This is a genomic window from Hymenobacter cyanobacteriorum, assembly GCF_022631375.1.
GTDB classification, from domain to species: domain Bacteria; phylum Bacteroidota; class Bacteroidia; order Cytophagales; family Hymenobacteraceae; genus Hymenobacter; species Hymenobacter cyanobacteriorum.
Window position 1 is genome coordinate 884425 of sequence record NZ_JALBGC010000002.1, and the last position, 24915, is coordinate 909339.

Sequence of the window (24915 nt, forward strand, 5' to 3'; positions counted from 1 at the left end):
CGCAACGGCAAGCGCAGCGGCCTTTTTTAGGGCATTTGAATGATGCGACGGTCAGAATATTTCAGCAAGGGCCAAACCCGCAAACAGACAATTTCAACCGTAGGCCCAACGAGTTAAACGTGGACCAACAAACGAGCTATTTCAGCGTTTTGCTGCGGTCGTTATTCGGCTTGTAGCTTTTGTCCTTGTGGGTTTTGATTTTCTCGCCAATGGCGGGGTTCTGCTTTTTCCAAAGTGGCTGCCCACGGTACTTGATGCCGTTGTGGAAATGCTGCTTGCGCACGTGGCAGGTCTCGATGGGACACGTGCGGCAGCTAACGAGCACCAGCAGCAACAACGGGAGAAAACGCAGTATCGACTTCATGGGAGCAAAAGTAAGGGCTTGTGGAATCGGCTGACCGGAATAGCCCTAATCAACGCCATCCCATTCGGCCAAAAACCGCGCCACGTAGGTTTCCATAAATGCGTGCCGCTCGGCAGCTACGGCGCGCGCCGAATCGGTATTGAGCCGGTCCTTCAGATGCAGTAGCTTCTCGTAGAAATGATTGATGGTGGGCGCCGTATTTTTCTGGTAGCTGGCGAAGGAGTCGTGCGTGACGGGCGGCACGGCGGGGTCGTGCAGCGCGCGGCCCTTGTGCCCCCCGTAGGCGAAAGCCCGGGCAATGCCAATAGCCCCGATGGCGTCGAGCCGGTCGGCATCCTGCACCAGCGCCGCTTCGAGCGAAGACACCGGCGTGGCCACGCCCAGCCCTTTGAAGGAAACCTCCCGAATAACAGTTTCGACGCGCTGAATGAGGTCTTCGCTGGCACCCTGGCTCGCCAGCCAGGCGCGGGCGGCGCGGGGACCGGCCTCGTAGTCGCCGTCGTGGAATTTCCAGTCGGCAATGTCGTGCAGCAGGGCGGCCAGCTCGGTGACGAGCGGGTCGGCCCCAGGCTCGGCAATGGCCAGGCGGCGGGCCATCAGCCACACGCGGCGAATGTGGGCCCAGTCGTGGCCGCTGCCCTCGCCGGCAAACAGGTGCTCCATGTGGGCGGCGGTGGCCGCAATCAGGTCGTTGGTCATCAGGGTAAAGCCGCAGGACGGCTCGGTTAAAGGCAAAGAAAAAGCGGCCGCTACCGAAGCAGCGGCCGCCTGCGAGAGGGGCAAAACTAACCGGAAATACGCACTATTGCTCGTTCAAAGCCCAGTTATAGGTCAGGTACGAAAGCGTGGCGTCGGGCTTGATTTTGGTTTCGGCGTAGCGGTTGATGAATTCCTGCACCGACTTGCTGCCGTTTTTGGTAAAGTCCTTGGGATAGAAATTGAAGATGGACGACACCTGGGGTTTATCGGGCGGCGTGAGCTTGTTTTTGGTGGGGTTGTTCAGGAAATCACGGCCCTGGTCGTCGAGTTGGGCATTGAGGTTGGGGCCGGTGTAAGCCTCGTTGCGCAGGCGCGGACACGACATGGCCGCGCACACCAGCGCCAGGTGAATGCGGTTGTCCTTGAACTGCTTGCGGATGATGCGGTGCTCGATATCGTTGAGCGAATACGCCTCCTCGCCGAGATGAATGAAATGTTTGTCCCAGGGCGTGTTCACGAAGATTTTATCGCCGCCCAGGTCTTTGATACTCTTCACCGGGTAGTTGCGGATGATGAGTTGCACGGTGAAAGCGTTATAGGCGTTAATCCAATAAGCCAGCCGGTCGTTGTCGGTCCACCCTTTGCTGGGCATGTGGGCAGCCAGGTCCTGCAGGTAAGCATTCAGGGCGAGGCTGTCGGCGCGCAGGCCGCGGTAGTTGACGAGGCCGCGCTCGTTCACATACTGCTTCACGATGGTGTTCCAGCCGGCGTGCGTGGGCGGCGTAGTTGCCGACTTCGCCATCGGATTAAGCGGAATGAGGTAGCGGATGTAGCCGCAACCGGAGAAACTGCTGCCGCCCAGCAGCAGCAGGGCCAGCAAGGTAAACAAACGGGAAGAACGCAACATAGAGGGGAAATGAAATGAGGCTCCGCTACGCGGTGGGGTAAGTACGTAGCCCACGCGAATTTGGTAAGCACGGCATCCTTCTAAACCAGATTTTCATGTGGTGCGCCGTTTCTTCGCACTCTCGCCACTATTTACTCCCGATATGCCCACTCGCTATTCTGCCCTGGTGGCCCTGCTCCTGCCGTTATCAGTAGCCGCCCAGACTACGCCCACTCCGGCCGACACGACGCACAAATACCAGAACCCAACGGGAGTTTCAGCGGCCACTAAAAAACCGTTTTTCAAAAGCAAAGGGTTTCGGGCCACCATCGTGCCGGCCTTGCTTATCGGCTACGGCGCGACAACCATCAACGGCAACGGCCTGTACAGCTCCTACAATGTGCACAACGATGTTCGGCACGTGTTTGGCGGCTACCGCAACCACATCGACGACTTCTTGCAGTGGGCCCCCTACCTCGAAATCCCGGCTGTGCTCCTGGCCGGCGTCGAATCGAAAAACGACCGGGTGAACCTGGGGCTGGTGCTGCTGAAAAGCGAGGCCATTATGCTGGGTTCAGTTTACATCGTAAAAACGCTCACCCACGTGCAGCGGCCCGACGGGTCGGATAACCTCTCCTTCCCGTCGGGGCACACGGCGCAGGCCTTTCTGGCGGCCAGCATCGTGCACACCGAGTTTCGCGATAAGAGCCAGTGGTACGGCATCGGGGCCTACACGCTGGCCACGAGCGTGGCTGCCTTCCGGATGATAAACGACAAGCACTGGCAATCGGACGTGATTGCCGGCGCGGGCTTTGGCATCCTCTCGGCCCACCTGGCCTACCTCTCGCACCGCAACCGCTGGGGCCGCAAGCCCACGGGCCGCGGCATTGGCGGCACCAGTTTTGTGCCGATGTGGACCCCAGCCGGCGGCGCGGGCCTGGGCTTCCGCTGGCAACCGAAATAATGGCCGGAAACAGCCACCACGCTCAACGACGCCTCCCAATTCCCGTATTACCCAACTTCCCCTCGTTTCTTACCTTTTGCAACTGTACGCCTTCATGGAAACCAAACTCCTCACCAAGTTTCGCATTTTTAAGCTCGTCTTCGAATCCAATGTCCACGACCACGGCTCGATGTGGACCTACAAGCACATCCAGGGCGAAGAAAACCACGAGTTCGACAGCGAGAAAGAAGCGCTGGAATGGGTGCACGAAAACCCGGAAATCATGATTAAGTGCCGGGAATTCGTGATTCTGCCCGTTTATCACCTCGTACTGGCATAAGCTGCCGCTACCACACGGCCAACAAAAAGCCCCGTTGCATTGCTGCAACGGGGCTTTTTCACAAACTGGAGCCGCCTGTCGGACTCGAACCAACGACCCTCTGATTACAAGTCAGAAGCTCTACCAACTGAGCTAAGGCGGCGGGTTGGTAGGGCAAAAGTAAACAGCCCGCGCCGGTTTTGCAGCCTGAAACGCGGCAAATTCATAAAAAAAGGCCCTGCGCGGATGTACAGGGCCTTTTTCTACTTGAAGGTAAGCAGCTTAGCTGCGCACCATTTTCAACTGTTTTTTCAGCGCGTCGATGCGCTTCTGGCCTTCGGCGATGCGGCCCTGGTACTCCTCGCGCAGCTGCGAAGCATTCTTCGAGCGGGCGAAGAAGTCGAGGTTGGTTTGCAGGGTAGCGGCGTCGTTTTCGAGCTCGTTGATTTCCTTGCGCAGCGCCATTTCCTTGCGGGTGAGCTGCTGCTGCGCGTGCGGACGGGCTTTGAGGCGGGCCACTTCGGTCTGGAACAACAGGTCGGCGCGGTCGGCGTAGGCCAGGCCGGGCACCTGGTCGAGGTACTTGCCGAGCAGCTTCAGAAGCTGGTCTTCGCTGGCGTCGCCGGTGCCGCGGTTGGGCTGCTCGTCGTTGGCGTCAAAAGCAGTCGACCAATCGGCAAGGATGGCACGGAACCCTTCGAGCGAGCCAGGGTTGTCGGCCGAAAGACCTTCTACCTGCTCAGCTACCTTTTCGAGGTGCGCGGTTTGCTCGGCCGAAGCCTGCTGCACCTTCTCTTCGCGCTGGCGGAATTCCTGCTTGGGACGCTCGAACACGGCATCGCAGGCGGCGCGGAAGCGGTGCCAGAGCTTGTCGGCCAGTTTGTCGGGCACGCGGCCCACGTCCTTCCACTCCTTCTGCACCCGAATAATGGTCTGGCGGGCGGCATCCTGGTCGGGGTTGTTCTGGGCCTCCTCGGCCTGGTCGATGAGGGCCTGCTTGGCCTTCACGTTAGCCGACTTCTCGTTGTCGAGCGATTTAAAGAAGTCGTTTTTGCGGTTGAAGAAAGCCTTGTAGGCGGCCCAGTACTGCTTGTTCAGCGCATCGGCCTGGGCGCGGGGCACGAGGCCGGCGGCTTCCCACTCGGTTTTAATTTCCTGCAGCTCGTCGGTCTTCGAGCGCCACAGGTTCACACGGTCGGTTTCGAACGTGGCAAAGGGCAGCACGCGCTCCAGCAGGGCCTGCTTCACCACAAGGTTGGCTTTTTCCACCACCGAGCGCTGGTCGGCGAACTCCTTGCGGCGCTGGTGCAGCACGTCCGAAGCAGCGATGAAACGCTGCCACAGCGGCTCGCGCTGGTCGTTGGGCACGGGGCCAATGTTCTTCCAGTCCTCGTGCAGCTTGGTGAGCTCATCGAGCGCCTTGTTAATGCCGGGAGCCGAGCCCAGCGCCTCAGCGCGCTTGATGAGGGCCTCTTTGGCCTCCAGGTTGCGGCGACGGTCGAGGTCCTTCATTTGCAGAAACTGGCCCTGCTTGCTGTAGTAGATGTCAAGCAGGCCGTGGTACGTGTCCCAAATCGACTGGCTGTCGGTTTGCGGCACCGCGCCGGTGGCTTTCCACTCCGACTGCAGCGCTTTCAGCTTAGCCGAGCTGTCCTTGGTTTCGGCACCCTCCACCAGCGTGCGGAGCTGGTCGAGCAGGGCTTTTTTCTTGATGAGGTTGTCGCCACGGCTGGCGTCTTCGGCTTTGGCGTCCTTCACGCGGTTTTCGCGGAATTCCTGCAGGGCCTTATTAAGCTCCTGCTGGCCTTCGGGCTGCTGAAAGGCAAAGGCTTCGGCACCCTCGCCGCCGGCGGCGAATTTCTCGCGGGCGGCGGTGCGGGCCTGGCCCACGTTGGCCTCGTACTGACGCGTGAGGTCCTGAATCTGCTTGCGGTTGTTGCGAGCATCGGGCCGGCGCAGCAGCTCCACCAGGTAAGAAGCCTGGGCTGGCAGGTCGAGGCCGGTGAAGTCGGGAGCCGTCGTTTCGGTAGCGGCTTGCGGAGCAGCAGTTTCGGCAGTGCCTTCGCCCGCTTCCGTAGGCAGCGGCGTTTCCGACGACGTGGGCAGGGCGGCTACGGTCTCCGTGGCGGCTTCGAGCTCGGCAGCGTTGTGCAGGTCGACGACGGGCAACTCGGGGGCCTGGTCCTCTACGGTTTCGGTTGCGGGGGCACTCAGGGTTTCGGGGTCGGCAATGGGGGCCGGGTTGGCGCTGGCGATGTGCTCGTCGGCGGGCAAGGCTTCGGGGTTAGGCGTGGGCACGGCGGCAGTTTCGGCCTCGGGCGCACCGTAGTGGGCCAGGGCGCGGGCCTGCGGGGCCGAGATGTCGCTACCGTCCACAGTTACCGAATCAGGCACGTTTTGAGCGGTGGTGGCGGCGGCGGCGGCCTCGGGCGTACCGGCATCCGGGGCCGTGGGGCCCAGGTCGGTGGCAATTACCGATGCGCCGGTGGCTTCGGCGGTACCGGCCCCTTCGGGCTGGCCGGCAGCCAGGTCGGGCGTGCCCTGGGCGGGCAGCTCTACCTGCGTTTCGCCGGCGGCGTTGGGCGCGGGCGTGGCCGAGGGTGCATCGGCCGAGCGGCCCTGAATTTCGGCCAGACGGCGTTGCAAAATGGTCATCCGGTCTTCAGCGGACGAGTCGGGACCGCCGGCTTGCGGCGTGGTAGGGGTTTCTTCAGCAGCCATAATTACTTCGTATTAGCCGGCCCACTTCGGGGCCAGAGGAGCGCGCAAAAAAATGTAAAACAACAAACAACCCGGCCCGAAGGCCGCCTTAATTCAAGCTGGGGTCGACCGGATAATTGGCCAGCACCTTGTAGCGCCCGCCTTTCTCCCGCAGAATGTCCCGCCAGAAAGCATCAGATGCCAAAGTAAACACTTTCCCGGCGCTTGCGGGCTGCCGTATCCAACTCTGGCCCTGCATTTCGGCCGCCAGCTGGCCCGCCGACCAGCCCGAATAGCCCACAAACAAGCGCACATCGTCGGCCAGCACCGCCCCGCTGCCGAGCAGGCCCAGCAACATTTCGAAATCACCGCCCCAGTATACGTCCTGGCCCAGCTCCTGCGCCCCGGGCAGGTCGGCGCGCTGGTGCAAGAAGTGCAGCGTGTCCTGCTCGACCGGGCCGCCGAGGTACAGCGGCACGGTGGCCGCGGCGTGTTCGGGCGCGGGCAAATCGAGCACGTCGCCCAGCGTAAGGTTGGTGAGGCGGTTGAGGACCAAGCCGAACGAGCCGTCGGCGGCTTCGTCGCGGCACAGCAGGATTACGCTGCGCTCAAAGTTGGGGTCGCCGAGAAAGGGTTTGGAGATAAGCAGAGTGCCGGGACGCATAGCAAAAGCAGATGGACGCAGAAAGATAAAAAAAGGCCGGATGATGAACGGCCGGCACCCACGGGCGCCACAACGGGCTGCCAGAACAGCCGGCAGGTTTAACGACGGTAGTACCTTGCAGCCTCAAAACCGGCCCAATGCGGCCCGGCGGTTGTTATAAAGACTGAGGCTTGCGGAAATTTGTTCCGGCGCTGGCCTTTGCTCCTGCTTCCCTCCTGCTCCCCATGAATGATTCCCAACTGGCCGACCTGCGCAAAACCTACGCGCAGCGCTCCCTTTCCGAAGCCGACGTGCTGCCCGATGCCGTGCGTCAGTTTCGCGCCTGGCTCGATGAAGCCATTGCGGCGAAAGTAGACGAACCCACGGCCCTGACGCTAAGCACCGTATCGGCCCTGGGCCAGCCCTCCTCGCGCGTGGTGCTGCTGAAAGGCCTGCCCGACGATGCGGGCTTTCTTTTCTATACCAATTACGACTCGCGCAAGGGCCAGGAGCTGGCCGGGCAGCCGCTGGCGGCGCTCAATTTCTTCTGGCCGGGGCTGGAGCGGCAGGTGCGCGTGGAAGGCCGCGTGGAAAAAGCGCCGGCCGAAATGTCGACCGAATACTTCCAGAGCCGGCCACGCGGCAGCCAGCTCGGGGCCTGGGCCTCGCCCCAGAGCCAGGTTATCGGCAGCCGCGAGGAACTCGAAGCCCGCGAAAAAGAAGTTGAAAACCAGTTTGCCGACCAGGACCCGCTGCCCCGGCCGGCGCACTGGGGCGGCTACATCCTGCGGCCCACGCTGGTCGAGTTCTGGCAGGGCCGGCCCAGCCGCCTGCACGACCGCATCGTGTACGAGCTGGAAGGTGGCACCTGGAAACGCAGCCGGCTGGCGCCATAATTGAAATTAAAAGTTAAAAATCAAAAGTTAAAAGTGTGGCTCATAGGCTTAGAACCGGTCTTTAGCTGTCATTTTTACTTTTTAACTTATAATTTTTAATTGAATTAATGGCTGAAATTCAACCCCTGCGCGGCTGGCGCTACAACCCGACGCTGAGCACCGACATCGACGCGTACGTATCGCCGCTATTCGACGTGGTATCGGCGAAGCAGCGCGAAGCGCTGTACCGCAACCCGCTCAATTCCATTCATCTCTCGGTGCCGCGCGGCGACGACCCGGCGGCGGCGGCGCTGGCGCGATTGCGCGAGTGGCAGGCCAGTGGCGTATTGCGGCAGGACGAGTTGCCGGGCATTTACGCCTACTACCAGTACTTCCGACTGCCGGGCAGCCCGCGCGAATACTGCCGCAAAGGCTTCATGTGCCACATTCGGGCCTACGACTGGGACGAGGACGTGGTGCTGCGCCACGAGAACACGCTGCCCGCATCGGTGAACGACCGGGCCGAACTGCTGGCCCGTACCCAGCTGCAAAGCAGCGCCACCCACGGGCTGTATCGCGACGAGGATTTCGAGCTGGAAACCTACCTCGACGAGGCCATGCGCACGCCGCTGGTGGAAACCGAGGAAGACTACCAGGGTGCGCGCGACGTGCTGGCCGTGATTCAGGACGCGGCGATTATCCGTCGGTTTCAGCAGGTGCTGGCGGCGCGGCAGGTGATTCTGGCCGACGGCCACCACCGCTACGAAGGCTCGCTGGCCTACCGCCAGGCCCGCGAACTGGCTGCCGACGGCCTAGCCACCGGCCACGAGCCCTGGAACTACCACCTGATGTACCTGACCAACGCGGCGGCCGACGACCTGCGCATTCTGCCCACGCACCGCCTGCTGCTGGAGCTGCCCGGCCACCTGAGCGACGATGAGCTACTGGCCCGGCTGGAGCCCTATTTCACCTTGCGGCCGCTGGACGATGCCAACGACCTCACCGAAATCATCGCCGGCAAGCCCTGGGCCTTTGGGCTGTACCTGAGCGGGCAGGCCTACAAAATCCGGCTGCGGCCCGAGGTGCACGCCCAACTCGATTGGGACACCACCGAAGCAGTGAAGAACCTGGATTTGACCGTACTCCACTACTTCGTGCTGGAAAAATGCCTCGGCATTATCGGGCCCGATGCGCAGCGCGCCTGGCCGGGCGTGGCCTACGTACGCAACTTTGCCGAATGCCTGCAGCGCGTGGACCGGGGCGAGGCCCGCGCCGCCTTTATCGTGAACGAGGTGAGCATGGCCGAGGTGGAAGCCGTGTGCCATTCGGGCGCGGTGATGCCGCCCAAGTCGACCTTCTTCTACCCCAAAACCATTGGCGGGTTCCTGTTCAGCAGCATCGCCGATGAGGAAGGCGGCAACGTTTTTCTTGATTATTTTCAGTCTTCGACTCCCGCGTGAAACTTGTTCTGGCCTCTAATTCGCCCCGCCGCCGGCAGCTGCTGACGGAGCTGGGTTTGACGTATGAAATCCGCCTGCGAGAAGTGGACGAGGAATTCCCGCCGCACCTGCACCGGGCCGAAGTCGCCGAGTTTCTGGCGGCTCGCAAAGCCGCGGCCTACGCGGACGACCTGGCCGCCGACGAAGTGCTGCTCACCGCCGATACCATCGTGTGTCTGGGCGACGATGTACTGAACAAGCCCGCCGACCGCGCCGAGGCCCAGGCCATGCTGGGCCGCCTGCAGGGCCGCGCGCACGACGTATTTACGGGCGTGTGCCTGCGCACCAGCAACGGCCGGGAAGTCATCTTCTCTGACCAGACGACGGTGCATTTCCGGCCGCTCACGCCGGCCGAAATCGACCATTACATCGACACCTGCCAGCCCTATGACAAGGCCGGCTCCTACGGCGCGCAGGATTGGCTGGGCCTGGCCGCCATCGACCGGCTTGAAGGCTCCTACTTCAATGTAATGGGCTTACCCACCCACCGCGTGTGGACCGAGCTGGCCCAGCTGGGCGCGCTGCCGGCCGGGCGCAATGCGTAGCCAACCAAGCCCGAAGAAGGAAGTTTCAGCCGGGTTTTTCCGAAGCCTGGGAGGTACACTACTGCTGCTGGCTACCGGCTCGCTGTGGCTGACCGTGGGCTTGTGGCCTAATGCCCGGGCACAGGCATTGGGCAAAATTGTGTACAATGATTATGGGTATTACCGGCTGAATCTGGCTCTTACCCCGGGTCGTTGGTGGGCCTTGCGCGGGCTGCTGCTTGGCGCTACGCTGCTGGGGGCGGCTTTGCTGGCCGGCAGCCGCCAAACCAATTTACTCCCGGAGCTGCGGGCCGCCGGCCGCCGGGCAGTGAACCGCATTCGGCGCTGGCCGCGGCCAGCGGCCGGCATCGCGACCGGACTGGTGCTGCTGCTGCTGGCCGCCCGGCTTTGGTATGTACTTCAGTATCCCCTCAGCACCGATGAGGTAGGCTCTTACGACTTTTTTGTGGCGCACGGGCCCCTGGCCATCAGCAGCTACTACCCCATTCCGAACAACCACATTTTGTATAATCTGCTGGTCTGGCCGGGGTTTGCGCTGGGGCTGCCGCCGCGGTGGGTGATGCGCCTGCCCACGCTGCTGCTGGGCACGGCTGGCACGGTGGCGGGCTACCTGCTGCTGGCCCGGGTAGTGAGGCTAAGGTTGGCCACGCTGGTTACCGGGCTGGTGGGGCTGGGGCCGCTGTGGGTGTATTTCGGCGCAGTCGGACGCGGCTATTTTATCCAGTTTGGGCTATTGCAGCTTGGTTTCTTTGCCGCGCTGGAACTGCTGCGGCCCGCTACGCGCTACCGCGAGCTGGCCTGGGCAGCGTTTGTGGCCAGCAGCATTCTGGGCCTGTACACGATTCCGACTTATGCCTACCCCCTGGTGGGTTTGGGTTTGGTGCTGGCCATTCAGCTGACGCGGCAACGGCGGCTTATTGAACTGGTGTGGGCCAGTCTCATCATCGGCACGGTCAGCCTGCTGCTGTACGCGCCGGTGGGGGCCGTTTCGGGCTGGGACCGCCTGCTGGGCAACCGCTACGTGGCGACGCGCAGTGCGGCACAGTTCTGGCCGGCCTTCCGGGCCGTGCTCTACGAGATGGGGGCTGAACTGTTCGGGCCTTCCTTGCGCCTGAGCGGGCCGGCCTGGCTAGGGGCGGCGTTGCTGGGCGGCTGGGCGGCGCGCTGGCTGCTGCCCGCCGGGCCGCGGCGGCAAACAGCCATGCTGGCCTGGGTACTGCTGGCCACTCCCCTGCTGCTGATGGCCGGGCAGCGCGTGTACATGCCCACCCGGGCGTTGCTCTACCTCACGTTTGCTGGCTACCTGCTGCTGGCGCTGCTGGCAACGCGGGCCGCACGGCGCGCGACGCGGCCCTTTGGCTTGTTTCGGTGGCCCCTCATCGTTGCCGTCGTACTTGGCACGGGTGGGTTACGGCTCTACCGAAATCTGCCGCAGCTCCGGTATTCCCGGCACGAAACGCAGCTCCTGACGCAGGCCTATCAATGGCTGCGACAGCAGCCGACGCCCAGGCCGGCCCGGGTGTGGCTGCGCGCGCCGCTGCAAGCGCTGTTCTTTGCCCATTACAACCAAACCACCAACGGCCCGCACCCGCACCTGACGGCGGCCCGCAACTCCTGGCCCGGCCAAGCCTACGACTTCATCGTGCTCGGCAACCGTTTTCCGGCCCCAGCTGCCGACCAGCGAGCCGGCTACCGCCTGGCCTACCACGACGAGCTGATTTCAATCTATGCCCACCGTTGATTATCCTGATGCACTTTCCTTCGCTGGTGCAGCCCGCCGACTGCCCATTTACCTGGGCAGCTTGCTGATTAGTGGCGTGCTGGCTGCCTGCGCCGGCTGGGCGGCCGTGGTGCTCGCCAGCACGCCGTGGGAGGAAGCCCGCCAGCTGGACACCATTTTCCCATTTTACGCCTGGCGGACGCGGCCCTATTCAGCCACCGATTACCACGCAGCCTGCCTGGGGTTAGCTACCTGTGCAGCGGCTTTGGCGGGCGTGGGGTTTGCCCCGCTCTTGTGGGCGGCCAGGTGCCGCGCTGCAGTGGCCACCGGAGCCCGCGAAATAAGCCACGCGCTGGCAGGTATGGCGGCCGGGCTGCGGGCACTTAGCCGGCCGCAGCGGGGGCTGGCACTGGCGGTATTGGCCAGCCTCACGGCGCTGCGGCTGTACTTCAGCCTCGCCAACCCCGAATACGACGATGCCGTGTCATACGAGGTATTTGTGAGCAAGGGGCTACTGGCCACCAGCGCGTTCTACCCCATTCCGAACAACCACGTTTTTTCGAATACCATCAGCCTGTTGTTCTACCAGCTGCACCCTGGCTTTTGGTGGAGCATGCGCCTGCCGGTGCTGCTGATTAGCACCGGGGCCTCGGTCGGCTGGTTTGCCGGGCTGTTGCGCCGGGCCGGCTTCCGGGTGGCGCTGCTGGCGGTGGGGCTGTTCAGTGTGCTGCAACTGAGCCTGTACCACGCCGGCGTGGGCCGGGGCTACTGGCTGCTAATTGGGCTGGCGGGCATCGTTTTTTTCAGCACGCTGGAGCTGCGCCGACCCGATGGACGCCAGTTGGCGGCGTGGGCCGGGTTGCTGGTGGCCGGCGTGCTGGGCTGCTACACCGTGCCGCCCTTTGTGTACGTGCTGGCTTCGGCCTATTCGTGGCTGGGTTTGCAGGCCTTGCGCCAGCGGCAATGGCCCCGGATGGGGGCGCTGCTGGCCTTTGGGCTGGCCACGCTGGCGGGTGCGGGCCTGCTCTACACGCCTTTGCTGCTCGTGTCGGGCTGGGCCGCGCTAACGGGTAACGGCTACGTGGCCACGCTGCCCGTTGGCGAGTTCTGGCACGGGCTGCCCGGCTATATCTGGCACACCGAAGGCTTTTTGGCCGGGCAGCGCACCTTGGGCGCAGGCATCACCCTGGCCGGGCTGCTGCTGGCCGGGCGGCTGTTCTGGCTGAACCAGGCCGGGCGGCTACCGGCTGCCGTGGCCACAGCGCTACGGACGTTGGGTTACCCGGCGCTGTGGTTTATGCTGTTTCCCTACGCCGTGGTGGTGGTGCAGCGCGTGTACCCGCCCGAACGGGTGATGCTCTACAAAGCGCAGTTCTTTTTCGTGCTGCTGGCTTTGGGCCTCGACTGGCTGTTGCAGCAGTCGCCAGGCCCCCGCCAGCTTCGGGTGCGCCAACTGCTGCTTGGGGCGGGTGTAGCGCTATTCACGGCCTACGGCACCTATGCCGTGGTGCGCGTGAACCCGGCGGCGCGCGGCACCAACGCCGCTTATCACGACGGGCTGCACTGGCTCGCCGCGCAGGCGCCCGGCCCGGTGCTGCTGCCCGAACCCACCCAGAACCTGTTCTTCCGCTTCTATGCCCACACGCAGGCGCGCCAGCACCCCTGGCAGCTCGACTACGCACAGCAGCCCGGCCGCGCCTACCGTTACGTGGTGGCTTTCCCCAACCGGCGCGGCTACTTCCAGCCCGAATTTCCGTTTCCGCCAGCCTACCACAATTCGTCGGTCGACATCTATGCAGTACCGGCCGGCTATACTTTCCAGAGCGCTGCCTGGCTGCATTGACAACTGTGCCGATTTAATGCCCGCGCGCCAGCAGCGCAATGCCGACCACAATGCACAGCAGCCCACCGGCCTGCGCCAGGCTCAGGCTTTCGCGCAGCACCACCAGCCCCAGCACTGCCGTGAGCAGCACCGAACCGCCCACAATAATGGGCGTGCCTACCGACGACGGCACGCCTCGCTGAAACACCACGAACGTGAGGATTTCCGCCAGCCCAACGCCCAGGCCGGCCAGCACCGCCAGGCCCAGCCCGGGGCCGTTCAGCGCCACTGGCTGCCCTTGCAGCTTCAGTTTCAGCAGCCAGATGCCCCCCAGGGCAGCGGCCACCAGCTGCAGTACCACTGCTCCCACCGCCGGCGCGAGGTGCCCCGAAGCCAGCTTGATAAAGAAATTGTAGAGCGCCAGGCACAGGGCCGTGAGCAGCGCCAGCGGAAGCCAGGAAGCCATATTGGTATCGGGAAATGAGAAGCGGTAAGGAAGAATCGCAAAGCGGAAAGTACGATTAGCTGCTCAGTTCACGCATCTCGTTCCCGCGCTCTCCTCAAAGCAGTTCGTAATTTTTATACTCGCCCAGGCGGTAGCCCGTCAGCCGCTCCAGCGTCTGCTTGAACCGGTCCTTGAAGCGGTAGCGGTTGCGGCTCATGTCGTGGTCGAAACGCCAGTTCTGGGCATCAATGCGGGGCTGCATCGTGGCCGGGTGCGTGCCCGTGAAGCGCTGCAACGAGTCGACCTGACTGTAGTCAAACTCCTCGGCCGGGGCCACGTGCTGGGCTACCCACTCGTCCGAATGCCAGAGCTTGTTGAATGTTTCCTGCTTGCGCTGCATGGCGGCGGGCGGCTTCACCCAGCCGTAGTGGTGCACGGTAGCATCGAGCAGCTTCACGCGCAGCTTGCGGTTGTCGGCCCGCCGGAAGCCCTGCGCGTCGCGGTACGACTGCACCCCGATGCCGGGCCGCACAATGCGGATTTCGCGTCGATACCAGCGGTAAGAGTCGCCCACGTAGTCGTAGGAGCCGTAGAAATGGCGGTAATTCAGTAGCAGTCCCTCCACGGCTTTGTCGTCCTTCCACCGCTCCATCCCGGCCCGGATGGCGGGGTAATCAGCCTCGTGCAGCACCTCGTCGGCCTGCAGGTAAATGGCCCAGTCGGCATCGGCGGGCACGGCGGCCAGGGCCTTGTCGGTTTCCACGGCCAGCACCCGGCCGCCCTCGCGCAGGGTATCATCCCACACGGTTTCGATGATGCGGATTTTGGGCGACCCGATACCTTGAATCAGTGCCAGCGTACCGTCATCTGAGTTACCAACGGCGACGACGACTTCATCGCACAGCGGCAGCAGCGAGTTGATGCTTTCAAGTACGGGGTAATCGTATTTGATGGCGTTGCGAACGAAGGTGAAGCCAACGACTTTCATTGTGTTTGTCATTCCGAACGCAGTGAGGAATCTGGGTTTAATATTAGATATCCCCGAAAATCAAACCATTCAACTCTTTCCATTCGGGATTATTAATGGCAACTAACGCATCCTTCTTCTCACGCCGCCAGCCCTTTATTTCCTTTTCCCGGGCAATGGCTTGGTTGATATCATGAAACTCTTCCCAATGCACGAGCAGGTTGCAAAAGTAGCGGCCAGCGAAGGTGCGGCGGCCATTTTCATGCTCGATGTGCTCTTCCAGCCGGCGGGCTAAATCATTGGTAACACCAGTGTAGAGTACGGTGCGTTTTGGATTAGTGAGGAGATAGACGTAATAGGTATTCATTTTCATTCCGAACGCAGTGAAGAATCTGAGTGAATTGATTTCAAATTAGACTCAGATTCCTCACTGCGTTCGGAATGACAGCGTCTCACCGCAGTTTCTCCTTCAGCAGCTCCATTTCCACGGCCGGCGAAATCCGCTCGTACAGGATATTATACGCCGCCTCGGTAATCGGCATGTTCACCTTAAGCTTCTTATTCAGCTCGTGGATGGACTTCACGGCATAATAGCCCTCGGCCACCATGTTCATTTCCAGCTGGGCCGATTTCACCGAATAGCCGCGCCCCACCATACTGCCAAACGTGCGGTTGCGCGAGAACTGCGAGTAGGCCGTCACCAGCAAGTCGCCGAGGTAGGCCGAGGCCGACAGGTCGCGCGGCTGCGGGTTGATGGCCTGCAAAAACCGGCGGATTTCCTGCACCGCATTGCTCACCAGCACGGCCAGGAAGTTGTCGCCATAGCCCACGCCGTGGGCTATGCCGCCGGTGAGGGCAATGATGTTCTTCATCACGGCGCAGTATTCGATGCCGTCGAGGTCCTGGGCGGCGTGGGCGCGCACGTAGCGGTTGCGCAACAGCTCCGAAAAGTCTTCGGCCAGGGCCGCGTCGGGCGAGCCGATGGTGAGGTAGCTCTGCTTTTCGAGGGCCACTTCCTCGGCGTGGCAGGGGCCGGCAATCACGCCCAGGCGGGTGTGCGGCAGCCGGAACCGCTCGGCCACGTAGTCGGTCACAAGCTGGTTTTTGCCCGGAATCATGCCCTTGATGGCCGACACAATGCGCTTGTGTTTGAGGGCGTCGCGGTCGAGCTTGTCGAGCACGGGCTGCACGAAGGCGGCGGGCACGGCCAGCACCAGCCAGTCGGCTTCCTCCACGGCATCGTCGAGGTCGGTGGTGGGGTGCACGCGGTTCAGGTCGAACTGCACGGCCGAAAGGTAGCGCGGGTTGTGACGGGTGCGCAGCAGGTGCTGCACGTCGTCTTTCGAGCGCAGCCACCAATCGACGCGCGCGCCGTTTTCGCTCAATATTTTAACGAGAGCAGTGGCCCAGGAGCCGCCGCCGAGCATGGCAATTTTTTCCAAGTGGAAGAGAGTTGGGATGGGAAGCAGGACTGCAAATAACGACAAACTCCCCGTCGGAGGCCGGCGGGGAGTTTGCGAGGCGGGTTATTTCGCCGCCGTTGGGTCGTCTTTCAACGCTTCCTTATTCAGCGTTTTCAGGTCCTTAATTTCCACCAGCGAGCCATCCTTCAGGGTCTTGGACACGGCCCGGAACGGGCCGCTCACCACGGTGGCCCCGGCCGGCACGCCGCTCACAATCTCAATGTTCTGGAAGTCACTGATGCCGGTTTTCACCGGCGTCATCACCGCTTTGCCATCTTTCACCACGAACACCACTTCCTGAATTTCGATTTTCTGCGCTTTTTCGGCGTTCACGTCCACGGCCGCGCCGCGCTGGCGCTCGGGGCCGTTGGGGCCGTTTTCAGTCTTCGCGGCGGCCGAGTCCGAACGCGTGGTTACGGCGGCCAGCGGCACGCTCAGCACGCCGGGCTTGCGCTCGGTGATGATGTCGACCGAAGCCGTCATGCCCGGGCGGAAAGGCACCACCGTTTTGCCACGCACATTGCGCAGCAGGTGCTGGTAGCTCTCGGGCAGCAGGCGGATGCGCACCTCGAATTCCGTCACGGCTTCGGCCGTCAGGGCATCCTTGGCCGTGTTGGCAATGTTCGTCACGAGGCCCTTGAACTTCTCGTTGCGGCTGGTGTAGGCATCTACCTCCACTTCCACCGAGTCGCCGAGGCTCACGTTGTTCACGTCGTTTTCGTTCACGTTCACGCGCACCTCCATGTTGTTGAGGTTGGCAATGCGCATGATTTCGGTGCCGGCCATCTGCGTGGTGCCCACCACGCGCTCGCCTTTTTTCACGTTCAGCTTGCTCACGGTGCCGCTCACGGGCGCGTAAATCGTGGTTTTGTTGAGGTTTTTGCGGGCTTCTTCCAGCGAGGCCGAGGCGGCGCTCACAGTGCTTTGCGAAGCGCGAATCTGCTGGCGGGCGCTGTTGATTTCCTCCTGCGAGGCATTGTAGGCGGCCTGGCTGGCTTCGTAATCGGCCTGCGAAATCACCTTCTGCTTATACAGCGAGGCATTGCGGCGGTAGGTCAGTTCAGTTTGCTTGGCTGAGGCGATGAGCTGCTGCAGGCGGGCCTGGGCCTGGCCTACGTTGGCGCGCTGGGTGCCCACCTGGGCGCTCTGCACGTTCACGAGAGCCTGGTAGTTGTCGGGCCGGATGCGCAGCAGCAGCTGGCCTTTGCGCACGGAATCGCCTTCCTGCACGTACAATTCGATGATTTCGCCCGACACATCAGGCGATATTTTCACTTCGGTTTCGGGCTGCACCTTGCCCGAGGCACTCACTTTCTCCACAATGGTGGTCGGGCCCGATTTCGAAACCAGCACTTCCACGCCGGTGGGCTTGCCCACCCAGCCCTGTTTTTTGGCCACGGTGTAGCCAATTATCAGCACCAGCACCAGGCCAATCAGAATGAACAGTAAACGGTTGTTTTTCATAAGTGAAAGAGCTGCAAGCCGTAAGCTTCAAGCCACAAGCTGCAAGTATTGATTGAAAAAAGCGACAAGTTGTAAACCGCTGGCAGCAAGCCACAAAAGAGCTTGCAGCCTGTAGCTTGCGGCTAGCAGCTTACAGCGCCAGCGGCTTGCCCTGGTAAAAGTCGAGCACCTTGTAGCGGAAGAAAAACTCGTACTTGGCCTGAATCATGTCCGACTCGGCGGCCGTGAGGTTGTTGCGGGCAATGTTGAAATCGGTGCCGTTCAGCAGCCCGTTGTTGAAGCGGATTTCGGCGTTGCGGAAAGCCAGCGAGAGGGCCTCGACCTGGCGAGAGCTGGCGGCGTAGCGGCGCTGGGCGGCCAGGGCATCGGCGTAGCTCTGCTGAATAGTCTGGCGCAGCTGCAGTTGCACCTGCTCGGAACGCAATGCCGCCTGCTGCACGCTGATTTGCGCGCGCTGCACGCCCACCCGCGTTTGCAGGCCATTTAGGATGGGCACGTTCAGGCTGAACTGCACGAACTCACCGCGGTTGTCGGCCAGCTGGTCGAAGAAATTGTAGGGCAGCGTCGTGACGTTGGCTTGGGGCGACAAAAGCACGTAGGGCGAGGCCGAGTAGCCGCCCGGCACGGCCGGGTTCACCTGCAGCACGGGCACGGCAATGGGGTCGCCCACCGTCCGCACCGCCTGGGTGCGCACCGACGAAAAGCCGGTCTGTACGCCGCCGGCTACCGTCAGGCGCGGGTAGTAGCCGCCGCGCGCAATGTCGAGGCCGCGTTGGGCGCTGGCCACGCGCAGGTCGGCCGCCTTGATTTCGGGCTGGCGCTGGCGGGCAATTTCGAAGGTCGCGTTGGGGTCGAGTGCATCCGAGGCCGGCGCCAGCGTCGAAGGGTCGGGCAGCGTGGGCGCCACCACCGTGAAGCGGCTGGCCGTGGCGGGGTCCAGGTTCAGCAGCTGCACCAGCGAAAGCTGGGCCAGCGAAAGCTGGTTCTGGGCCGTTACCAGGGTGCGCTCCTCGCCGGCCAGCTGGGCGCGGCTGTCGAGCACGTTGCCCTCGGCCACGGCCCCGGCTTTCAGCAGCTTTTCGCTGCGCGACACCTGGGCCTGCGTGGTGCTCAGGCGCGCTTCAGAGGCGCGGATAAGCTCCTGCGCCAGCAGCAGCTGCAGAAACGACGAGGCCACGTTCAACGATAAGTCGTTGCGGGCCTTCTCCACGTCGAACCGGGTTGCCTCGGCCTCCAGCACGCCCTGCTTGATGGTGTTGCGCAGCTGGAAACCCGAAAAAATAGTGGCCTGGCCAGACAACGTAAAGTTGTTGGTGCGCACGTTCAGCTGCTGGAACTGGTTGGTGAACGGGTCGCGGTTGGTGCCAAAGTTGAAGCCCTGCGTGCCGTTGAAGCCCAGGCTGGGCAGCAGCGCGGCGCGGTTGAGGCGCACGCTGGCCAGCTGCTGCTGGGCGTTGAGGTCGCTGGCGCGCACGGTCAGGTTATGGGCCAGGGCGTAGTCCACGGCCGCCTGCAGCGTCCAGGGGCCGGTGGGGGCCGCCGCGGCGGGCGTGCCCAGCACCGTGGGGGCCGGCGCGGCGGCCGGGGTTTGGGCGGCGGCGGGGCCGGCCGCCAGCCCGCTCAGGGCCAGGCCACCGGCCACGGCCCGTAGGCGGCGCGGTAAAAACAGGGGAATCGTTGCTTTCATACAGAAAAAAGGTGGGCCCACCGGGGCGCCTGAACAGGGCGCCGACTATCTATCGTTTCCGGCGGCCGGTTTATTACACGGGCTTAGTCGAGCGTGGCAATGTTGGTGATGTGGTGCACCCAGCTCAGCTGCCGTAGGTAGGCCAGCGTGATTTCCTTGATGGGGCTGTCCATCTCGATAAACTGCCGGGCGGCATCGTTGCGGCCCTTGCGACTCACAAACATGGTGGCGATGTTGCACTGGTCGTGGGCGATGACGGACGCAATAAAGGCGATGGAGCCCGGCACGTCGTCGGCATCGATGATGAGCGTGTGCAGGCTGCCCGAAAAGTCGGCCGGAAACCCGTCTACTTCCACAATGCGAATCACCCCGCCGCCCCGGCTCTGGCCAATCACCTCCACCCGCCGGCCGGTGGCCCCATCCAGCAGGTTCAGCTTGATGGTGTTCGGGTGCATGGTCGAGGCGTTGCCCACGCTCTGGAACGTGTAGTGCAGCCCGGCGGCCTCGGCGTGCTCGAAGGCGGTGCGGATGCGGGTGTCGTCGGGCGCGTAGCCCAGCAGCCCGGCCACGATGGCGCGGTCGGAGCCGTGGCCCTCGTAGGTACGGGCAAACGAGTTGTAGAACGTAATGACGGCCTCGGTGGGCAGGGCCCCCAGAATACGGATGGCGGCGCGCGCAATGCGCACCACGCCCGCCGTGTGCGACGAGCTGGGCCCAATCATCACGGGACCAATCATATCAAAAATACTGGATTTTTCGGCCATATGTGGGCGCGGGGAAAGACTTTGCGGGCCTAAAAGTAGGGCTTGCCACGCGCCCCGCCGCCGGAACCGGGGTGCGGCAACCCGTTTTTTTAGGCTACTGGCCCAAGGATGCAGCCTGCCACCGGAAGGTTGCCCCATGCGGTAACGCAATTTCACGATATTTGCCGCTGCTCCACCCGGCATTCCCACCACTCCCTCTTCACCTATCACATGTCCTCCGCTCCCACCCCGGACGAATTTTCGCCGGCCGTTTACGAACAGCTGCGCCGCCTGCAGGCCCGCTACGCCCCCGATGGCCAGGACCTGGCCGCCTACCTCGAAGGCCTCTACCACGCCAAATACATCAACTATTGGGACTACATCGAGCTCGATACGCTGCTGTCCATTCAGCGCCCGCTCACCAACATTCCCGACGAGCGCATTTTCATTATGTATCACCAGATTTCAGAGCTGTATTTCAAGCTCTGCCTCTGCGAGTACGAGCAGATAGGCGACCTGCTGGAGCCCTCGCTGGGCGAAGTGGTGTTGCGCTTGGGCCGCATCAACCGCTATTTCGAGAACCTGATTGACTCGTTCGACGTGATGGTCGACGGCATGGATAAGGAGCAGTTCCTCGATTTCCGCATGGCCCTGATGCCCGCCTCGGGCTTCCAGAGCGTGCAGTACCGCATGATTGAAATTGCCAGCACGGCCCTCGAAAACCTTACCGACAAGGCCAAGCGTCAGGCCCTGGGCGAGGCCTCGGCCCACGACTACGACGAACTGCTGGGCTGCATCTACTGGAAAGCCGGCGCCACCATCGAAGCGAGCGGGGCCAAAGCCCTTACCCTGATTGAATTCGAGCGCAAGTACACCGCCGACCTCGTGCGCCACGCCGCCGCCTTCCAGCACCGCAACGTGTGGGCCGTGGTGCAGCGCCTCTCGCCCGACGAGCAGCAGCACCCGCGCCTGCTGCGCGCCCTGCGCCAGCTCGACGTGAGCGTGAACGTGAACTGGCCGCTGATGCACTTCAAATCGGCGGTGCGCTACCTGCAGCGCAACCCCACCGACGTGGCCGCTACCGGCGGCACCAACTGGCGCAGCTACCTGCCGCCCAAGTTTCAGCGCCGCATCTTCTACCCGCAGCTCTGGAGCGCGCAGGAGCTCGAAGACTGGGGCAAGGGCTGGGTAGAAAGCGTGCTGGGCGAAAGCGAAGGCGTACCGGCGTAAGCAGTAAATCGAAGGGGCTGGTGAAGTAATCAAACGTCTCAGGCGTCTGATTACTTCACCAGCCCCTTCGATTTACTGCCATGCAAACCCTTCCGTTAACCGGCTTGATTGACCGCCGCATTTTGCTGAATTTTCGCGCCGACCCAGCAGTCGTGGCGCGGCTGCTGCCTGCGCCGTTTCGGCCGCAGCTGGTGCAAGGCTATGCCATGGTCGGCATTTGCCTGATTCGGCTCCGAAACGAGCGGCTAAATGGTTTGCCGGCTTTTCTGGGCCTGACGTCTGAAAACGGAGCGCACCGTTTCGCCGTGGAATGGGACGTGGCCGGCCAACCGCAAAGTGGGGTATTCATTCCTCGCCGGGACACGTCATCCAGAATCAATCAGCTGGTGGGCAACCTGTATCTGGGCATACACCACCACAGTCACTTTCAGACAAACGAAACGGATGGCAGCTACGCCATTACCCTGCACAGTCCGGACGGCACCAATTTGACCGTGGCGGCACGCGAAACAGCCGATTGGCCGGTCACAAGTGTATTTGCCAACGTGGAGCAGGCTTCCGCGTTTTTCCGCCAGGGCGCCGTCGGCTATTCCCCACAAGCAGCAGGCCAGGGCTACAACGGCGTGCAGCTCACAACACCGCAGTGGCAAGTGTCGCCGCTGGCAGTAACGCAGGTTTCCTCGAGCTATTTCTCTAATGAGCGGCTATTTCCGGCCGGCTCTGTACTGTTCGATAATGCGCTGCTCATGCGCAACGTAGCGCACAGTTGGCAGCGGCTGCCTACCATCATCGGCAAAGCGGGCGCTTAGTCTTCCGCCATGCGGCCGTGCTCGCCGCGGGTTTCTCCCATGCGCCAGTACACCAGCAGCGACAAAAACGCGCAGCCCGTGACGTACCAGTAAAACCACTCCTCCACCCCGTGGTCTTTAGCGAAGAGCGCCACGTACTCGGCCGTGCCGCCGAAAATGGCCACCGTGAGGGCAAACGGCAGCCCCACGCCCAGCGCCCTGATTTCCGTCGGGAACAGCTCCGCCTTCACCACCGCGCTGATGGACGTGTAACCGCTCACCACGAACAGCGCGGCAATCAGCAAGCCGGCGGCGGTCCAGGCATCGTGCGTCTGGGCCAGCAGGCGCAGCAGCGGCACCGTGCCCAGCGTAGCTCCAATGCCGAACATGAGCAGCACCGGCCGGCGGCCCACTTTATCGGAAATCACGCCCAGCAACGGCTGAAATAGCAGCGCAACGGCCATCACGCCAAACGAAATAAGCGTGGCCGATTCCTTGCTGAACCCGGCCGTGTTCACCAGGAATTTCTGGGCGTAGGTAGTGAAGGTGTAGAAGGCCAGCGTGCCGCCCAGCGTGAGGCCCACCACCGTGAGCACCGCCCGCGGATGCTTTAATAACTGCCGCAACTGGCCGGGCGTAGGTGCGTGGCCTTCGCCTTCCGCCTCACCCAGTGTAACAGCCTGCTGCTTCTGCTCGAAGGCAGCAGTTTCGCCCATGTGGGTGCGCAGGTAGAGCGCGCCCATGGCGGCCAGCGCCCCAATCACGAAGGGCACGCGCCAGCCCCAGTCGGCCAGTTGCCCGGCCGTGAGGACTTGCTGCAGCCCCAGCTGCACCAGCAACGCCAGCAGCTGCCCGCCCATCAACGTCAGGTACTGAAAGCTCGACCAGAAACCCCGGTGCCTGGCCCCGGCCATCTCGCTGAGGTAAGTAGCCGAAGTGCCGTACTCGCCGCCCACGCTGATGCCCTGCACCAGCCGGGCCAGCAGCAGCAGCGCCGGGGCCATCACGCCAATGGTGGCGTAGCCGGGCGCGGCGGCAATCAGCAACGAGCCGCCGGCCATGAGCTGCACCGACAGCAGCAGGGCCGCCCGGCGGCCGTGGCGGTCGGCATAAGCGCCGAGCAGCCAGGCCCCGAGTGGTCGCATCAGAAAGCCCACGGCGAAAATGGCGGCCGTGTTTAGCAGTTGCGCCGTCGGGCTGCCCTTGGGGAAGAACACCGGAGCGAAATAGAGCGCGAAAGCGGAGTAGGCATACCAGTCATACCATTCGACGAGGTTGCCGATGGACCCGCTGACGATGGAGCGCAGCCGGGAAATGATGGGCGGAGAAGCAGGTGAATTCATGCCCCAAACTAAGCACGGTTTTGTCGGTGGCTGCTGCAAATTCGGGTAACGCCTGCGGTGTAACGGAAATGCTCATCCCGCCACAGACTACCTTTGTGCCTGCTCAGGCTCCGGCTTAAGCGTTGAAGGATAGCCACCTTTCTATTACACAAATGTTAAAACAAGAATTGGAAATACTCCTCGCCCCGGAAGTTGCTTTCGATGAGCTGGCTCGCTACGAAGCGATACTAAAAGAAGCCCACCTAAACCCCGGCGAAGCTGACTTTGTGCATTTGCGGCGCCGCTCTATCGATGCGCGCGGCCGGCAGCCGCTGGTTCGCCTGCGCGCCGATATCTACCAAAGCAGCCCACCGGCCGACCTGTTCGGACCGTGGTTTATTTATCCAAATGTTAAAACCAATTCCCCTCGTGTTGTCATCGTCGGGGCAGGTCCAGCGGGCTTGTTTGCGGCCCTTCGCTGCCTGGAGCTGGGGCTGAAACCCATTGTGCTGGAGCGCGGCCGCGATGTGCGCGCCCGTCGCCGCGACCTCGCGGCCATCAACAAAGAGCAGCACGTCGATACTGATTCCAACTACTGCTTCGGCGAAGGCGGCGCGGGCACTTACTCCGACGGCAAGCTTTATACCCGCGCCACCAAGCGCGGCGACGTGGGCCGCGTATTGCGGCGGCTGGTGCAGCACGGCGCTACGCCCGATATTCTGGTGGATGCCCACCCCCACATCGGCACCAACAAATTGCCGGCCGTGGTGCAGGCCTTGCGCGAAGCCATCACCGATGCCGGTGGTGAGGTCCGGTTTGAAACCCGCGTGAGTGACTTGCTCCTCGAGGGCAACCAGCTGCGCGGCGTGCTTACGGCGGCTGGCGAAACCATCGAGGCCGACGCGACTATTCTGGCCACCGGCCATTCGGCCCGCGATATTTATGAGCTGCTGCATCGGCGTGGCGTGCTCATCGAAGCCAAGCCCTTTGCGCTGGGCGTGCGCGTCGAGCATCCACAGGCCCTCATCGACCAGGCCCAGTACCGGCGCGCCGAGCGTGGGCTGCTGCCGGCGGCCTCCTACTCGCTGGTGCACCAAACGGAAGTGCGCGGCGAGCAGCGCGGCGTGTTTTCGTTTTGCATGTGCCCGGGCGGCTTCATTGTGCCGGCGGCCACGGCCCCGGGCGAGGTGGTGGTGAACGGGATGAGCCCCAGCCGCCGCGACTCGCGCTTTGCCAACTCCGGCATTGTGGCGGCCGTGGAGCTGGCCGACATGGACGTGAAGCAATACGGGCCGCTGGCTGGCCTGCACTTTCAGCAGCAGATTGAGCAGCTGGCCTGCCAGGCAGCGGGCGGCACGCAACGCGCCCCGGCCCAACTACTCGGCGATTTTCTGAAGAACAAACGCTCCACCGAGCTCCTCGAAACTTCCTATCAGCCCGGCCTGGTTTCGGTGCGGATGGACGAGGTGCTCGGGCCCGTGCTGGCCGAGCGGCTGCGCCAGGGCTTCCGCGATTTTGGCCGGAAGATTCCGGGGTACGCGACCAATGCGGCCCAGATTGTGGGCGTGGAAAGCCGCACCTCGGCGCCCATCCGCATTCCGCGCGATAAGGACACGTTGCAGCATCCGGTGGTGGCGGGGCTGTTTCCGTGCGGCGAGGGCGCGGGCTACGCGGGCGGCATCGTGTCGGCGGCCATGGATGGAGAGCGTTGCGCGGAAGCGGTGGCGGCGCTGGTGCGCCGGTAGCAGCGGCCAGATTTTGAGCCACTGGCACAACCTGCCGCCGTCGAAT

At 62.9% G+C, this 24915-nt stretch carries 23 protein-coding genes and 1 tRNA gene; 10 read left to right on the plus strand and 14 right to left on the minus strand.

Going from position 1 to position 24915, the window contains the following annotated elements:
- Positions 1-136: 136 nt before the first annotated feature.
- From MON38_RS08905 to MON38_RS08915, 3 genes are all read right to left on the minus strand, one after another.
- Positions 137-364, minus strand: coding sequence for a hypothetical protein (locus MON38_RS08905; protein WP_241935804.1), 228 nt, complete (start codon positions 362-364; stop codon positions 137-139).
- Positions 365-409: 45 nt separating this feature from the next.
- Positions 410-1063 (minus strand): HD domain-containing protein, encoded by a 654-nt coding sequence (locus MON38_RS08910; protein ID WP_241935805.1) that lies wholly within the window; start codon positions 1061-1063, stop codon positions 410-412.
- A 103-nt stretch (positions 1064-1166) separates the two neighbouring features.
- Positions 1167-1970: a DUF547 domain-containing protein gene (locus MON38_RS08915; RefSeq protein ID WP_241935806.1), complete on the minus strand. Its 804-nt coding sequence runs from the start codon at positions 1968-1970 to the stop codon at positions 1167-1169.
- A 142-nt stretch (positions 1971-2112) separates the two neighbouring features.
- Here MON38_RS08915 and MON38_RS08920 point away from each other — a divergent pair, with 142 nt between their 5' ends.
- Positions 2113-2913 (plus strand): phosphatase PAP2 family protein, encoded by an 801-nt coding sequence (locus MON38_RS08920; RefSeq protein WP_241935807.1) that lies wholly within the window; start codon positions 2113-2115, stop codon positions 2911-2913.
- 94 nt (positions 2914-3007) lie between these two features.
- The gene (locus MON38_RS08925; protein WP_241935808.1) at positions 3008-3232 is read left to right on the plus strand and encodes a hypothetical protein; all 225 of its coding nucleotides are present in this window, start codon (positions 3008-3010) and stop codon (positions 3230-3232) included.
- A 66-nt stretch (positions 3233-3298) separates the two neighbouring features.
- Here the strand turns inward: MON38_RS08925 and MON38_RS08930 are convergent.
- From MON38_RS08930 to MON38_RS08940, 3 genes are all read right to left on the minus strand, one after another.
- A tRNA-Thr gene (locus tag MON38_RS08930) sits at positions 3299-3374 on the minus strand.
- A gap of 119 nt (positions 3375-3493) precedes the next feature.
- Positions 3494-5932 carry a DUF349 domain-containing protein gene (locus tag MON38_RS08935; RefSeq protein WP_241935809.1) on the minus strand — a complete coding sequence of 813 codons (2439 nt, stop codon included), beginning with the start codon at positions 5930-5932 and terminating at the stop codon, positions 3494-3496.
- Positions 5933-6020: 88 nt separating this feature from the next.
- Positions 6021-6575 carry a YqgE/AlgH family protein gene (locus MON38_RS08940; RefSeq protein ID WP_241935810.1) on the minus strand — a complete coding sequence of 185 codons (555 nt, stop codon included), beginning with the start codon at positions 6573-6575 and terminating at the stop codon, positions 6021-6023.
- A 224-nt stretch (positions 6576-6799) separates the two neighbouring features.
- Here MON38_RS08940 and pdxH point away from each other — a divergent pair, with 224 nt between their 5' ends.
- The 5 genes from pdxH (at position 6800) to MON38_RS08965 (ending at position 13036) form a co-directional block, all read left to right on the plus strand.
- Positions 6800-7450 (plus strand): pyridoxamine 5'-phosphate oxidase, encoded by a 651-nt coding sequence (gene pdxH / locus MON38_RS08945; protein WP_241935811.1) that lies wholly within the window; start codon positions 6800-6802, stop codon positions 7448-7450.
- 107 nt (positions 7451-7557) lie between these two features.
- Positions 7558-8889 carry a DUF1015 domain-containing protein gene (locus MON38_RS08950; protein ID WP_241935812.1) on the plus strand — a complete coding sequence of 444 codons (1332 nt, stop codon included), beginning with the start codon at positions 7558-7560 and terminating at the stop codon, positions 8887-8889.
- Positions 8886-9473: a Maf family protein gene (locus MON38_RS08955; protein WP_241935813.1), complete on the plus strand. Its 588-nt coding sequence runs from the start codon at positions 8886-8888 to the stop codon at positions 9471-9473. Before MON38_RS08950 ends, MON38_RS08955 begins: the two co-directional genes overlap by 4 nt.
- A complete protein-coding gene (locus tag MON38_RS08960) occupies positions 9466-11214 on the plus strand; it encodes a hypothetical protein (protein WP_241935814.1) in 1749 nt (582 codons plus the stop codon). The genes MON38_RS08955 and MON38_RS08960 overlap by 8 nt, the downstream gene beginning before the upstream one ends.
- Positions 11201-13036, plus strand: coding sequence for a hypothetical protein (locus MON38_RS08965; RefSeq protein ID WP_241935815.1), 1836 nt, complete (start codon positions 11201-11203; stop codon positions 13034-13036). The genes MON38_RS08960 and MON38_RS08965 overlap by 14 nt, the downstream gene beginning before the upstream one ends.
- Positions 13037-13049: 13 nt before the next feature.
- Here the strand turns inward: MON38_RS08965 and MON38_RS08970 are convergent, their stop codons facing one another.
- The 7 genes from MON38_RS08970 to sdaAB form a co-directional block, all read right to left on the minus strand.
- On the minus strand, positions 13050-13481 hold the full coding sequence (locus MON38_RS08970) for an EamA family transporter (protein ID WP_241935816.1): 432 nt from the start codon (positions 13479-13481) through the stop codon (positions 13050-13052).
- A 94-nt stretch (positions 13482-13575) separates the two neighbouring features.
- A complete protein-coding gene (locus tag MON38_RS08975; RefSeq protein ID WP_241935989.1) occupies positions 13576-14448 on the minus strand; it encodes a glycosyltransferase family 2 protein in 873 nt (290 codons plus the stop codon).
- Positions 14449-14491: 43 nt separating this feature from the next.
- Entirely contained in the window at positions 14492-14800 is a 309-nt protein-coding gene (locus MON38_RS08980; protein WP_338423759.1) for a GIY-YIG nuclease family protein, read from the minus strand.
- A gap of 79 nt (positions 14801-14879) precedes the next feature.
- Positions 14880-15869: an NAD(P)H-dependent glycerol-3-phosphate dehydrogenase gene (locus tag MON38_RS08985; protein WP_241935817.1), complete on the minus strand. Its 990-nt coding sequence runs from the start codon at positions 15867-15869 to the stop codon at positions 14880-14882.
- Between the two features lie 84 nt (positions 15870-15953).
- Positions 15954-17354, minus strand: coding sequence for an efflux RND transporter periplasmic adaptor subunit (locus MON38_RS08990; protein ID WP_241935818.1), 1401 nt, complete (start codon positions 17352-17354; stop codon positions 15954-15956).
- 130 nt (positions 17355-17484) lie between these two features.
- The gene (locus MON38_RS08995) at positions 17485-19041 is read right to left on the minus strand and encodes a TolC family protein (RefSeq protein WP_241935819.1); all 1557 of its coding nucleotides are present in this window, start codon (positions 19039-19041) and stop codon (positions 17485-17487) included.
- An 83-nt stretch (positions 19042-19124) separates the two neighbouring features.
- Positions 19125-19805 carry an L-serine ammonia-lyase, iron-sulfur-dependent subunit beta gene (sdaAB, locus tag MON38_RS09000; protein WP_241935820.1) on the minus strand — a complete coding sequence of 227 codons (681 nt, stop codon included), beginning with the start codon at positions 19803-19805 and terminating at the stop codon, positions 19125-19127.
- Positions 19806-20015: 210 nt separating this feature from the next.
- On the opposite strand from sdaAB, the gene MON38_RS09005 reads away from it, so the two are divergent.
- The gene (locus MON38_RS09005) at positions 20016-21014 is read left to right on the plus strand and encodes a tryptophan 2,3-dioxygenase family protein (RefSeq protein ID WP_241935821.1); all 999 of its coding nucleotides are present in this window, start codon (positions 20016-20018) and stop codon (positions 21012-21014) included.
- 80 nt (positions 21015-21094) lie between these two features.
- Entirely contained in the window at positions 21095-21823 is a 729-nt protein-coding gene (locus MON38_RS09010; RefSeq protein ID WP_241935822.1) for a DUF2071 domain-containing protein, read from the plus strand.
- Here MON38_RS09010 and MON38_RS09015 read toward each other — a convergent pair.
- On the minus strand, positions 21820-23145 hold the full coding sequence (locus tag MON38_RS09015) for an MFS transporter (protein WP_241935823.1): 1326 nt from the start codon (positions 23143-23145) through the stop codon (positions 21820-21822). The two genes, MON38_RS09010 and MON38_RS09015, sit on opposite strands and share 4 nt — an antisense overlap.
- A gap of 152 nt (positions 23146-23297) precedes the next feature.
- Between MON38_RS09015 and MON38_RS09020 the strand changes: the two genes are divergently transcribed.
- Entirely contained in the window at positions 23298-24869 is a 1572-nt protein-coding gene (locus tag MON38_RS09020; protein WP_241935824.1) for an NAD(P)/FAD-dependent oxidoreductase, read from the plus strand.
- Positions 24870-24915: the final 46 nt, after the last annotated feature.

Coding starts and splice junctions, on each gene's coding strand:
- MON38_RS08905 (WP_241935804.1), bottom strand. CDS start 364: ATGAAGTCGATACTGCGTTTTCTCCCGTTGTTGCTGCTGGTGCTCGTT.
- MON38_RS08910 (WP_241935805.1), bottom strand. CDS start 1,063: ATGACCAACGACCTGATTGCGGCCACCGCCGCCCACATGGAGCACCTG.
- MON38_RS08915 (WP_241935806.1), bottom strand. CDS start 1,970: ATGTTGCGTTCTTCCCGTTTGTTTACCTTGCTGGCCCTGCTGCTGCTG.
- MON38_RS08920 (WP_241935807.1), top strand. CDS start 2,113: ATGCCCACTCGCTATTCTGCCCTGGTGGCCCTGCTCCTGCCGTTATCA.
- MON38_RS08925 (WP_241935808.1), top strand. CDS start 3,008: ATGGAAACCAAACTCCTCACCAAGTTTCGCATTTTTAAGCTCGTCTTC.
- MON38_RS08935 (WP_241935809.1), bottom strand. CDS start 5,932: ATGGCTGCTGAAGAAACCCCTACCACGCCGCAAGCCGGCGGTCCCGAC.
- MON38_RS08940 (WP_241935810.1), bottom strand. CDS start 6,575: ATGCGTCCCGGCACTCTGCTTATCTCCAAACCCTTTCTCGGCGACCCC.
- pdxH (WP_241935811.1), top strand. CDS start 6,800: ATGAATGATTCCCAACTGGCCGACCTGCGCAAAACCTACGCGCAGCGC.
- MON38_RS08950 (WP_241935812.1), top strand. CDS start 7,558: ATGGCTGAAATTCAACCCCTGCGCGGCTGGCGCTACAACCCGACGCTG.
- MON38_RS08960 (WP_241935814.1), top strand. CDS start 9,466: ATGCGTAGCCAACCAAGCCCGAAGAAGGAAGTTTCAGCCGGGTTTTTC.
- MON38_RS08965 (WP_241935815.1), top strand. CDS start 11,201: ATGCCCACCGTTGATTATCCTGATGCACTTTCCTTCGCTGGTGCAGCC.
- MON38_RS08970 (WP_241935816.1), bottom strand. CDS start 13,481: ATGGCTTCCTGGCTTCCGCTGGCGCTGCTCACGGCCCTGTGCCTGGCG.
- MON38_RS08975 (WP_241935989.1), bottom strand. CDS start 14,448: ATGAAAGTCGTTGGCTTCACCTTCGTTCGCAACGCCATCAAATACGAT.
- MON38_RS08980 (WP_338423759.1), bottom strand. CDS start 14,800: ATGAAAATGAATACCTATTACGTCTATCTCCTCACTAATCCAAAACGC.
- MON38_RS08990 (WP_241935818.1), bottom strand. CDS start 17,354: ATGAAAAACAACCGTTTACTGTTCATTCTGATTGGCCTGGTGCTGGTG.
- MON38_RS08995 (WP_241935819.1), bottom strand. CDS start 19,041: ATGAAAGCAACGATTCCCCTGTTTTTACCGCGCCGCCTACGGGCCGTG.
- sdaAB (WP_241935820.1), bottom strand. CDS start 19,805: ATGGCCGAAAAATCCAGTATTTTTGATATGATTGGTCCCGTGATGATT.
- MON38_RS09005 (WP_241935821.1), top strand. CDS start 20,016: ATGTCCTCCGCTCCCACCCCGGACGAATTTTCGCCGGCCGTTTACGAA.
- MON38_RS09010 (WP_241935822.1), top strand. CDS start 21,095: ATGCAAACCCTTCCGTTAACCGGCTTGATTGACCGCCGCATTTTGCTG.
- MON38_RS09015 (WP_241935823.1), bottom strand. CDS start 23,145: ATGAATTCACCTGCTTCTCCGCCCATCATTTCCCGGCTGCGCTCCATC.
- MON38_RS09020 (WP_241935824.1), top strand. CDS start 23,298: ATGTTAAAACAAGAATTGGAAATACTCCTCGCCCCGGAAGTTGCTTTC.